We start from the raw sequence: 10,036 nt of genomic DNA on the forward strand, positions 1-10,036 counted from the left end.
GGGCATGGGGATGCCCGGGCCACACGCCGAGGGGGCAGGATGACGCAGAGACTGCGTGCGTTCGGGGTCGGGGTGGTCGCGATGACGCTGGCCGGGTGCTGGTACCAGCCCGGCCAGGGGCCCGACCGGACGGGCTACAACCCGTTCGAGACCGTGATCAGCGCGGCCAACGTGGCCGACCTCACCGAGCAGTGGACCGCCCCGACCGACGAGGTCGGCGTGGGCGACCCGGTCGTGTCGAACGCCGGCGTCCACGTCAACGCCGGAAACGGGTCCTACTACGGCTTCGACCCGGCGACCGGCACCCGCCTGTGGAAGCGCGATCTGGCGCCCGAGGGCTCCTTCCTCTTCGGGTCGCAGCCGTTCGCCGATGCCGGCACGCTGCTCGTCAGCTACGGGCGCGGCAACCTCGGTGGCAGCTACACCGTCGAGCGGCTCGACGGGGCGACGGGCGCGTCGCTCGGCATCGTCGACACCTTCGGCGTCGTCAACGGCCAGCGCGGGTCGCTGATGGTGCAGCACCGCGTGGGCTTCGGCTCGGGGGGCCCGGTGGCGACGTCGCTGAAGGTCTCGGACTCCGCCGACCCGGCGGTCGGCTGGTCGGGGATCGTCTACCCGTCGACCAACATGTCGGCCCCAGCCGTGACGCTGGGTGAGGCGGGCGTGTACCAGGCCGGCATCGGCTTCGTCTCGACGGCCGACCCGTTCACGTTCGGCAACGGCGTGCGGGCGTGGGCGCTGTCCGGGGTGGCGACCTGCGGATCGCCCGGGATCCGCTGCCCGAAGTGGGCCACGCCGCTCGACGGCTCGGGCACCATCCCGGTGCTGAACGACGCCGAGTCCGTGCTGTACACGGCGACCGCAGCGGGCACGGCCTACGCCGTGAGCACGGCCGACGGCTCGATCCTGTGGTCGGCCCCGCTGGGCGCGCCGGCGTCGGCCATCCCGGCGCTGGCCGACGGGGTGCTGTACGTCCCGACCGCCGACGGCCGCCTGGTGGCTCTCGACGGCGACGGCTGTGGTGCCGTCACGTGTTCCCCGTTGTGGTCCGCCACGGGCGGTGCCGGCACGACGGGCTCGATCGGCGACCAGCCGGCGGTCGCCGGGGGCGTGGTGTTCACGGGCTGGGGCGACGGGTCGGTGCACGCGTTCGCCGCGGCCGGCTGTGGTTCGGCGACGTGCTCGCCGCTGTGGTCGGCGTCGACCGGCAGCGCCATCTCGGGCGCCCCGGCGGTGTCCAACGGGCAGCTCTACGTCGGCACGCAGGACGGCCGCGTGGTCGCCTACGGGCTCGACTAGGACGTGCTCGAGGCGACGGCGAGGAGGCGGTGGGCCTTGAGCTCGGTCTCGGCCCACTCGCCCTCGGGTGTCGAGTCCCAGGTGATGCCGCCGCCCGTGCCGAGGTGGAGGAGCCCGTCGTCGATCCAGAAGGTGCGGATGGCGACGTTGAGGTCGCCCTGGCGGCGGTCGGCGTCGACCCAGCCCACCGCGCCGCAGTAGACGCCCCGGGGCACCGGCTCCAGGCGGGAGATGACGTCGAGCGCCGCCAGCTTGGGGGCGCCGGTGACCGACCCCGGCGGGAAGGTGGCGGCGATCACCTCGGGCCAGCCGACGCCGTCGCGCAGGCGTCCGGTCACCGTCGAGACCAGGTGGACCAGGCCGGGGTGGGGCTCGACGGCGCACAGTGCGGGCACCTCCACGGACCCCCACTCGCATACCCGGCCCAGGTCGTTGCGGACGAGGTCGACGATCATCACGTTCTCGGCCCGGTCCTTGGGCAGGAGGTCCTCGGGGCGGGCGGCGGTGCCCTTGATGGGCGACGACGCGACGTCGCGGCCGTCGCGGCGCAGGAAGCGCTCCGGCGAGGCGGAGGCGACGTGGCAGCCGATCTGGGGGATGCGGACGACGGCCGAGTAGGGGGCGGGGTTGCCGGCGCCCAGGGCGGCCCCGAGGGCGGCGACGTCGGGCTCGCCGTCGCCGTGGTCGGGGAGGGGGGCGGCCAGCCGGCGGGTGAGGTTCACCTGGTAGACGTCGCCGGCGGCGATCGACTCCCGGATCGACTCGACGCCGGCGCAGAACTTGCCCTCGTCGAGCGAGGAGACCCAGGAGTCCGGATGGGGGCCGCGCCACGGCGGGCCGGGCCAGGGACGGGCGGGACGGACGGTGGCGAAGCGGGCGCAGATGGCCGGGCCCTCGAAGGGCACCACCACCGCCCACTGGCCCTCGCTGTCGAGCGCGGCCAGGTCGGAGGTGACGTCGACCAGGTTGGTCAGCAACCGGCCGCCCACCACGGCCAGCGGCGCGAGATCGGTCAGGGCCACGATCCTCCGCAGCCTACGAGTGGGGCGTTCACGGCGGTGAACCCTTAGTTGTCACCCATCCAACCACCCCGCCGCCGCCCCAAGCGGTGAAGGGCTGCGCCTTCACTGTCACACCCTGGCCGTACGATCCCTTCCATGCACGTGGAGCTCACGGACGAGCAGGAGCAGCTTCGAGAGGTCGTCCGAGACTTCGCGGCGGCGGAGATCGCGCCCTGGGCCTACGAGTGGGACCGCGACCACGCCTTCCCCGTCGACACCGTGCTGAAGATGGGGGAGCTGGGGCTGTTCGGCATCCCCTTCCCGGAGCGCTACGGCGGCGGGGGCGCCGACCTCACCACCCTGTGCATCGCCATCGAGGAGCTGGGCCGGGTCGACCAGTCGTTGGCGATCACGCTCGAGGCCGCGGTCGGCCTGGGCGCCACGCCGATCCACCGCTTCGGCACCGAGGAGCAGCGGGAGCAGTGGTTGCCCGACCTGTGCGCCGGGCGGGCGCTCGCGGGGTTCGGGCTGACCGAGCCCGATGCCGGCAGCGACGCCGGCCGCACCCGCACCACCGCCACGCTCGACGAGGCCGCGGGCGAGTGGGTGATCGACGGCGAGAAGGCGTTCATCACCAACTCGGGCACGCCGATCACGTCGTTCGTCACGGTCACGGCCCGCACCGGGGAGCGGGAGCCCGGCGGCAAGCTCCCGGAGATCTCCACGATCATCGTGCCGGCGGGCACGCCCGGCTTCGAGGTGCAGCCGCCCTACCGGAAGATGGGCTGGCACGCGTCCGACACCCACGGGCTGAGCTTCAGCGGCTGCCGGGTGCCGGAGTCGAACCTGCTGGGCGGGCGGGGTCGGGGCTTCCCCCAGTTCCTGGAGACGCTCGACGAGGGGCGCATCGCCATCGCCGCACTGGCCGTGGGCGTCATCCGGTGCTGCCTCGACGAGTCGGTGCGCTACGCCAACGACCGCGTGGCGTTCGGCCAGGCGATCGGGTCGAACCAGGCGGTGGCGTTCGCCTGCGCCGACATGGCCGCCATGGCGGAGGCCGCCCGGCTGCTCACGTACCACGCCGCCTGGCTGTGCGACACCGGGCGACCGTTCAAACGGGCGGCGGCCATCGCCAAGCTGACCGCCACCGAGTCGGCGGTCACGGCCACCCGGATGGCCACCCAGGTGTTCGGCGGCTCGGGGTTCATGGACGAGACGCTGGTCGCCCGCCAGTACCGCGACGCCAAGGTGCTGGAGATCGGTGAGGGCACCAGCGAGATCCAACGGTTGGTGATCGCCCGCGACCTAGGTTTGCCGGTCCGATGAGCGCTCCCGACCACGACGAGCCCGCGGGGCCGGGGCGCCACCACCCGCGGCGGCGACGGCGGGGGTGGCTGCAGCGGTTGGTGATCTTCGGCGGGATCATGAGCAGCCTGGCGTTGGCGGCGAGCGCGGGGACCTTCGGCTACGTGTACCGCAAGGCCGAGAAGATCCCGCGGGTGGAGCTGTCGAGCGTCCTGGAGGACGCTCCGGAGGCGTCGGGCGAGCCGCAGAACTACCTCATCGTGGGCGTCGACAACGCCGACGGGCTCCCCGTCGACGACCCGGTGCGCAACGACCGCGACTCGCAGATGCTCAACGACGTGGTGATGGTGCTGCGCATCGACCCGAGCGAGCGCAAGGCCGAGCTGCTGTCGCTGCCGCGCGACCTGTGGGTCCCCTACGGCGACACCGGCGACCACGCCCGCATCAACACCGCCATCTCCCGGGGCAACGGGCGGCCCGACGTGCTGATCGCCCTGATGCGCGACTACCTCGGCATCCCGATCCACCACTACGTCCAGCTCGAGTTCGCCGGGTTCCGCGACCTGGTGGCCGCCATCGACGGCGTGCCCGTCTACTTCCCGTACCCGGCCCGCGACCGGAACTCGGGCCTCAGCATCCTGCAGACCGGGTGCGTCACGCTCGATCCGGTCCAGGCGCTGGCCTACGCCCGGGCCCGCCACTACGACGAGCTCATCGACGGGGAGTGGGTGCGCGACCCCCGCTCCGACCTGGGTCGCATCGCCCGTCAGCAGGACTTCATCCGTCGGGCCCTCGACCGGGCCGCGAGCAAGGGCGCCCGCAACCCCGGCACGCTCGACCGCCTGCTCGACGTCGCGCTCTCCAGCGTCACCATCGACGACGCGCTGACCACCGGCGACATCTTCGACCTGGCCCAGCGGTTCCGGCAGTTCGACCCCGACAGCCTGAAGACCTACACGGTGCCGGTGGAGCGCACCTTCAAGGGCGCGGCCGACGTGGTCCTGCTGCAGGAGGCCGCGGCCGAGCCGACCCTGGCCCGCTTCCGGGGCGACCCCGAGCCGGAGGACTCCGACGATTCGGGCGGCGACGATGACGACATCAGCGACATCGCGCCCGCCTCGGTGCGGCTGACGGTGCGCAACGGGTCGGGGGTACAGGGCCAGGCGTCGGAGGCGGCCGACGGGCTCACGGGCGCCGGCTTCATCGTCGTCGGCCGGGGCGAGGAGCCCGGCTTCGGCGTGCAGCGCACCACCATCCGCTACCCGGCCGGGAGCCAGCCGGCCGCGGAGCTGGTGTCCCGCTGGCTGGTGGCGGGCGCCGAGCTCGAGGAGCTGCCGGAAGGCTCGGTCGAGGTCGGTGACGGCGGTGTCGTGCTGGTCACGGGCACCGACTGGGCCGGCGTCAGTACCGAGGCGGCCACGTCGCCCGGCCCGGACGACCCGCCGGCGATGCCCGGAGACCCTGTGACGACCACCTCCACCACGTCGACCTCCCTGGGGGGTTCCTCCACCTCGTCCACCACCTCCACCACCGTGCCGCCCGACTGTTGACGGCCGAGTTCGGGCAGCTCCGGCCCTGCGCTGCGGCCGGGCGTCCCACACCCCATCCAACCACCCCGCCGCCGCCCCCAGCGGAGGAGGCCGCGAGCGGCTCCGCCATCACACCTACAATCGACCCCCTGTGAAGGGCCTCATCCTCTCCGGCGGGGCAGGCACACGCCTGCGCCCCATCACCCACACGAGCGCCAAGCAGCTCGTACCGATCGCCAACAAGCCGATCCTGTTCTACGGGATCGAGGACATGGCCGCCGCCGGCATCAAGGAGATCGGCATCATCGTCGGTGGCACCGCCGACGAGATCACCGAGGCTGTAGGTGACGGCTCCCGCTGGGGCGTGAAGGTCACCTACATCCCCCAGGACGAGCCGCGGGGCCTGGCCCACTGCGTCCTCATCGCCCACGACTACCTGGGCGACGAGGACTTCGTCATGTACCTGGGCGACAACATGCTCCAGCAGGGCCTGGCCAACTTCACCAAGCGCTTCGAGGCGGAGAAGGCCCGCTCGTCGCTGCCCCGCCTCGGTGAGGACAGCAAGACCCCGGCCGCCCAGATCCTCCTGGCCAAGGTCGACGACCCGCGGCAGTTCGGCGTGGCCGAGCTGGGCCCCGACGGCGAGGTGCTCCGGCTGGTCGAGAAGCCCGTCGACCCCCCGTCCGACCTGGCCCTCGTCGGCGTCTACCTGTTCGACCGCCAGATCCACGACGCCGTGCGCGGCATCGAGCCGTCGTGGCGTGGCGAGCTGGAGATCACCGACGCCATCCAGTGGCTCATCGACCACGGCCACCGGGTGAACCACGAGGTGCTCGAGGGCTGGTGGATCGACACCGGCAAGAAGGACCCGTTGCTCCAGTGCAACCGCCTGGTGCTGGAGACGCTGGAGCCGAAGGTGCAGGGATCGGTCGACGGCTCGTCGTCGATCGAGGGCCGGGTGGTGATCGAGGAGGGCGCCCAGATCGTGAACAGCCGCATCCTCGGCCCGGCGATCATCGGCGAGCGGACCCGGGTCGTGAACAGCTACGTCGGTCCCTTCAGCTCGATCGCCTCCGACTGCGAGATCGTCGACGCCGAGATGGAGCACTCGGTGGTGCTGCAGCGCAGCTCGATCGTCGACGTCCCCCGGCTGACCGACAGCCTCATCGGGCGGGAGGTCGAGCTGTCGCGCAACGACCGCCGTCCCCGTGCCCTGCGACTGATGCTCGGCGACCACTCCGTCGTCGAGCTCCACTAGGAGAACCCCGTGGCCACCATCCACCCCTCCGACGAGATCGACGGCGTCTTCGTCGTCCAGCCCGACATCCACGGCGACGCCCGCGGCATCTTCATCGAGACGTACCGTCGCCAGTGGTTCCCGTCGGGGCGGGAGATGATCCAGGGCAACCGGGGCGACCGCCGCTCCGGCGCGATCGTCGGCCTCCACTACCACCTGCACCAGGCCGACTACTGGTACGTGCCGTTCGGTCGGGCCCGGGTGGTGCTGCACGACCTGCGCGAGGGGTCGAAGACCGACGGCGCCACGCTCGTGGTCGACCTGGGCAGCGAGCCCGGCACGGCCGGCGTCGACCACGACCACCGGGGCATCTACATCCCGCCGGGCGTGGCGCACGGCTTCGCCGCCCTCACCGACATGACCATCACGTACCTGGTCGACGGCTACTACAACCCCGCCGACGAGCTGGGCGTGGCCTGGGACGACCCGCAGATCGGGGCCGACTGGGGCCTCACCGACCCGGTGCTGTCGGACCGCGACAAGGCCAACCCCCGGCGCGCCGACCTGCCGGTAGACCGCCGCCCCTACGCTGCCCTGCGTACTTGAGCGGTTCGAGGAGAGTCGGAAGAACATGAAGCAGTTCGTGACCGGCGGCGCCGGGTTCATCGGGTCGAACTACGTCCGCTACGTGCTGGAGAGCACCGACGACGAGGTGACCGTCTACGACGCCCTCACCTACGCCGGCAACCTCTCCACCCTCAAGGACGTCGACGACAGCCCCCGCTACCAGTTCGTGAAGGGCAACATCTGCGACCCCGGCGTGCTCGAGGACGCCATGGCCGGCCACGACGCCGTGGTCCACTTCGCGGCCGAGAGCCACGTCGACCGGTCGATCGCCGGCCCCGACGACTTCGTCAACACCAACTGCTTCGGCACCAACGTGGTGATGGACACGGCCCGGCGCCTGGAGATCCCCCGGGTGATCCACATCGGCACCGACGAGGTGTACGGCTCGGTGGAGGTCGGCTCGTCGAAGGAGACCGACCCGCTGGAGCCCCGGTCGCCCTACTCGGCGTCGAAGGCCGGGTCCGACCTGATCGCCCTGTCGTACCACCACACCTACGGCCTCCCGGTGACCGTCACCCGCTGCACCAACAACTTCGGGCCGTACCAGTTCCCCGAGAAGGTCATCCCGCTCTTCGCCACCAACCTGATGGAGGGCATCCCGGTGCCGCTCTACGGCGACGGGCTGAACGAGCGCGACTGGCTCTACGTCGACGACCACTGCTCGGCCGTCCACCTGGTGCTGCACGAGGGCGCCCCGGGCGAGATCTACAACATCGGCGCCGGCAACGAGACGCCCAACCGGGTGCTGGTCGACAAGCTGCTGGCGGCGTTCGGCGTCGGCGAGGAGATGGTCTCCTACGTGGAGGACCGCCTGGGCCACGACCGCCGCTACTCGGTCGACATCGCCAAGGTCACGGCCCTCGGCTGGAAGAAGCAGCGCACCCTCGACGAGGCGCTGGCCGAGACCGTCGACTGGTACCGCGCCAACGAGTGGTGGTGGCGTCCCCTCAAGGAGCGGACGGCGCAGTCGTGAGGGTCCTGGTCACCGGGGCCGGCGGCCAGCTGGGTCGTGACGTGGTCGCCGTCTGCGAGGCGGCCGGCGACGACGTGGTGGCCGCCGACCACTCGGCGCTCGACGTGGGAGACCGTGACGCCGTGTTCCAGGCGATCACCACCCTGGAGCCCGACGCGGTATTGCACGTGGGCGCCTGGACGGCCGTCGACGCCTGCGAGAGCGATCCCGACCGGGCCTACCGGGTCAACGCCCTGGGCACCCGCTGGGTCGCCGATGCCGCCCGCCGGGTGGGCGCCTACCTGTCGTACGTGTCGACCGACTACGTGTTCGACGGCACCAAGGCCACGCCGTACGTCGAGTGGGACGCGACGAACCCGCAGTCGGTCTACGGCCGCTCCAAGCTGGGCGGCGAGCACGAGGTGCTGGCCCACGCACCGGGGGCGTCGATCGTCCGCACGTCGTGGGTGTGCGGCGAGCACGGCCACAACATGGTGAAGACCGTGCTGGCGCTGGCCGACCGGCCCGAGCTGGCCTTCGTCGATGACCAGCGGGGCTGCCCCACCTTCACCGCCGACCTCGCCGTGGCCCTGCGCCGCCTGGCGGCCTCCCGGATCGGTGGCACCTTCCACGTCACCAACCAGGGCGCGGTGAGCTGGTACGAGCTCGTGCGCGACATCCTCGAGCTGTCCGGCCACGACCCCGCCAAGGTCCGCCCGATCTCGACGGCCGACCTCGACCCGCCCCGCCCGGCTCCCCGCCCGGCGAACTCCGTCCTCGACAACGCCGCCCTCCGCCTCGCGGGCCTCCCCCTCCTCCCGCCCTACCGCGACAGCCTCGCCAAGCTCCTGTCCCGCCTGACGGCCTAGGACGGACCGAGCTGCCTAGCCGTCGGTCAGGGCGAGGCGGGCGGCGAAGCCGATGACCAGGGTGCCGAGGGTGCGTTGGATGCGGCGGAGGACCTTGGGGGCGCCGAGGACCTTCTCGCGGACGACGGCGCTCAGCCAGGCGTAGGCGACGAAGACCACCAGCGTCGTCAGCATGAACACCAGGCCCAGGCCGACCAGGCGGGGGTCGAGCAGGCCCGGCGGGGTGTCGAGGAACTGGGGGAGGAAGGCGAAGAAGAAGACCGTCAGCTTGGGGTTGAGCAGGTTCAGCAGGATGCCGCGGCGGATCACGGTGCCGGTCGGTTCGTCGCTGCGGCGGGGCTGGTCGAGCCGCAGCGACCCCCGCTCGCGCCACATCGACACGCCCATGAGCACCAGGTAGGCGACGCCGACCCAGCGGACCACCTCGAACGCCGTCGCACCGGCCTGCATGATCCCGGACAGCCCGAGCATCGCCGCCAGCACGTGCGGCACGATCCCGAACGTGCAACCGACGGCAGCGAGGAACCCCCGCCGCCAACCCCCGCCCAGCGACGAGGAGATCGTGTACACGACCCCCGTCCCCGGCACGACGGCCACCACCAGCGATGTCACCAGGAACTCGACCGACATGGCGGCGACCCTATCGTGAGGCCCGTGGTGACGATCGAGGAGGTCAGGGAGCTGGCGCTCACGTTGCCGCGGGCATACGAGGCGTTCGTGCAGGGACGGGTGAAGTTCCGGGTCGGGCAGATCGTGTGGCTGGCGTTCGCCAGGGACGAGACCATGATGGGCTTCGCCTTCCCCAAGGAGGAGCGCCAGGCGCTGGTCGACTCCGAGCCCCACAAGTTCCTCCTGCCGAAGCAGCGGGACATGCGTTACAACTGGGTCGTCGTCCGGCTCGACCAGATCGACGAGCAGGAGATGCGGGAGATCGTGCTCGACGCCTGGCGGATGGTGGTCCCCCGCAAGGTGGCGGAGGAGCACCTGGGGCACTAGCCCCAATGCCGTTCGGTTTGCGGGACCGCGGCCAGGAACGCCCGACCTCATGGTGCCGCACGGTCGTTGCGGCGCCGACGACCGAAACGGTCGACCGGCGCCGCACCTACCGCCCGGCCGACACACGCAGCGGCGCTGACGAACCGAAACGGTCGCTCGACACCGCAACGATGGCGACAGCCCGACAACACCACCGGGGACCCGACCGAGGCTGAGGAAGC

General features: G+C 71.8%; 10 protein-coding genes. 8 read left to right on the forward strand and 2 right to left on the reverse strand.

The window, feature by feature from the left end; translation table 11 throughout:
• The first annotated feature begins 39 nt into the window (after nucleotides 1-39).
• Nucleotides 40-1,299 carry a PQQ-binding-like beta-propeller repeat protein gene (locus tag VK611_04810; GenBank protein ID HMG40623.1) on the forward strand — a complete coding sequence of 420 codons (1,260 nt, stop codon included), beginning with the start codon at nucleotides 40-42 and terminating at the stop codon, nucleotides 1,297-1,299.
• Here the strand turns inward: VK611_04810 and VK611_04815 are convergent.
• The gene (locus VK611_04815; protein HMG40624.1) at nucleotides 1,296-2,321 is read right to left on the reverse strand and encodes an anthranilate synthase component I family protein; all 1,026 of its coding nucleotides are present in this window, start codon (nucleotides 2,319-2,321) and stop codon (nucleotides 1,296-1,298) included. The two genes, VK611_04810 and VK611_04815, sit on opposite strands and share 4 nt — an antisense overlap.
• Nucleotides 2,322-2,456: 135 nt before the next feature.
• Here VK611_04815 and VK611_04820 point away from each other — a divergent pair, with 135 nt between their 5' ends.
• From VK611_04820 to rfbD, 6 genes are all read left to right on the forward strand, one after another.
• The gene (locus tag VK611_04820; protein HMG40625.1) at nucleotides 2,457-3,626 is read left to right on the forward strand and encodes an acyl-CoA dehydrogenase family protein; all 1,170 of its coding nucleotides are present in this window, start codon (nucleotides 2,457-2,459) and stop codon (nucleotides 3,624-3,626) included.
• Complete coding sequence (locus tag VK611_04825; protein HMG40626.1) at nucleotides 3,623-5,155, forward strand: LCP family protein; 1,533 nt, start codon at nucleotides 3,623-3,625, stop codon at nucleotides 5,153-5,155. The genes VK611_04820 and VK611_04825 overlap by 4 nt, the downstream gene beginning before the upstream one ends.
• A gap of 130 nt (nucleotides 5,156-5,285) precedes the next feature.
• A complete protein-coding gene (locus VK611_04830) occupies nucleotides 5,286-6,392 on the forward strand; it encodes a glucose-1-phosphate thymidylyltransferase (protein HMG40627.1) in 1,107 nt (368 codons plus the stop codon).
• Between the two features lie 9 nt (nucleotides 6,393-6,401).
• Entirely contained in the window at nucleotides 6,402-6,977 is a 576-nt protein-coding gene (gene rfbC, locus VK611_04835) for a dTDP-4-dehydrorhamnose 3,5-epimerase (GenBank protein HMG40628.1), read from the forward strand.
• Nucleotides 6,978-7,002: 25 nt separating this feature from the next.
• Nucleotides 7,003-7,971 (forward strand): dTDP-glucose 4,6-dehydratase, encoded by a 969-nt coding sequence (rfbB, locus tag VK611_04840; protein HMG40629.1) that lies wholly within the window; start codon nucleotides 7,003-7,005, stop codon nucleotides 7,969-7,971.
• Complete coding sequence (rfbD, locus tag VK611_04845) at nucleotides 7,968-8,819, forward strand: dTDP-4-dehydrorhamnose reductase (GenBank protein HMG40630.1); 852 nt, start codon at nucleotides 7,968-7,970, stop codon at nucleotides 8,817-8,819. The genes rfbB and rfbD overlap by 4 nt, the downstream gene beginning before the upstream one ends.
• Before the next feature lie 15 nt (nucleotides 8,820-8,834).
• Here the strand turns inward: rfbD and VK611_04850 are convergent, their stop codons facing one another.
• Nucleotides 8,835-9,449 carry a LysE family translocator gene (locus tag VK611_04850; protein HMG40631.1) on the reverse strand — a complete coding sequence of 205 codons (615 nt, stop codon included), beginning with the start codon at nucleotides 9,447-9,449 and terminating at the stop codon, nucleotides 8,835-8,837.
• A 24-nt stretch (nucleotides 9,450-9,473) separates the two neighbouring features.
• Between VK611_04850 and VK611_04855 the strand changes: the two genes are divergently transcribed.
• Entirely contained in the window at nucleotides 9,474-9,815 is a 342-nt protein-coding gene (locus VK611_04855) for an MmcQ/YjbR family DNA-binding protein (protein HMG40632.1), read from the forward strand.
• The last annotated feature ends 221 nt before the right edge of the window (nucleotides 9,816-10,036 follow it).

Source organism: Acidimicrobiales bacterium (assembly GCA_035316325.1).
Taxonomy (GTDB): domain Bacteria; phylum Actinomycetota; class Acidimicrobiia; order Acidimicrobiales; family VFJN01; genus DASXTK01.

Bases quoted from the DNA above. Each gene is read 5' to 3' on its own strand.
- VK611_04810 (HMG40623.1), top strand. From the start codon at position 40: ATGACGCAGAGACTGCGTGCGTTCGGGGTCGGGGTGGTCGCGATGACG.
- VK611_04820 (HMG40625.1), top strand. From the start codon at position 2,457: ATGCACGTGGAGCTCACGGACGAGCAGGAGCAGCTTCGAGAGGTCGTC.
- VK611_04825 (HMG40626.1), top strand. From the start codon at position 3,623: ATGAGCGCTCCCGACCACGACGAGCCCGCGGGGCCGGGGCGCCACCAC.
- rfbB (HMG40629.1), top strand. From the start codon at position 7,003: ATGAAGCAGTTCGTGACCGGCGGCGCCGGGTTCATCGGGTCGAACTAC.
- VK611_04850 (HMG40631.1), bottom strand. From the start codon at position 9,449: ATGTCGGTCGAGTTCCTGGTGACATCGCTGGTGGTGGCCGTCGTGCCG.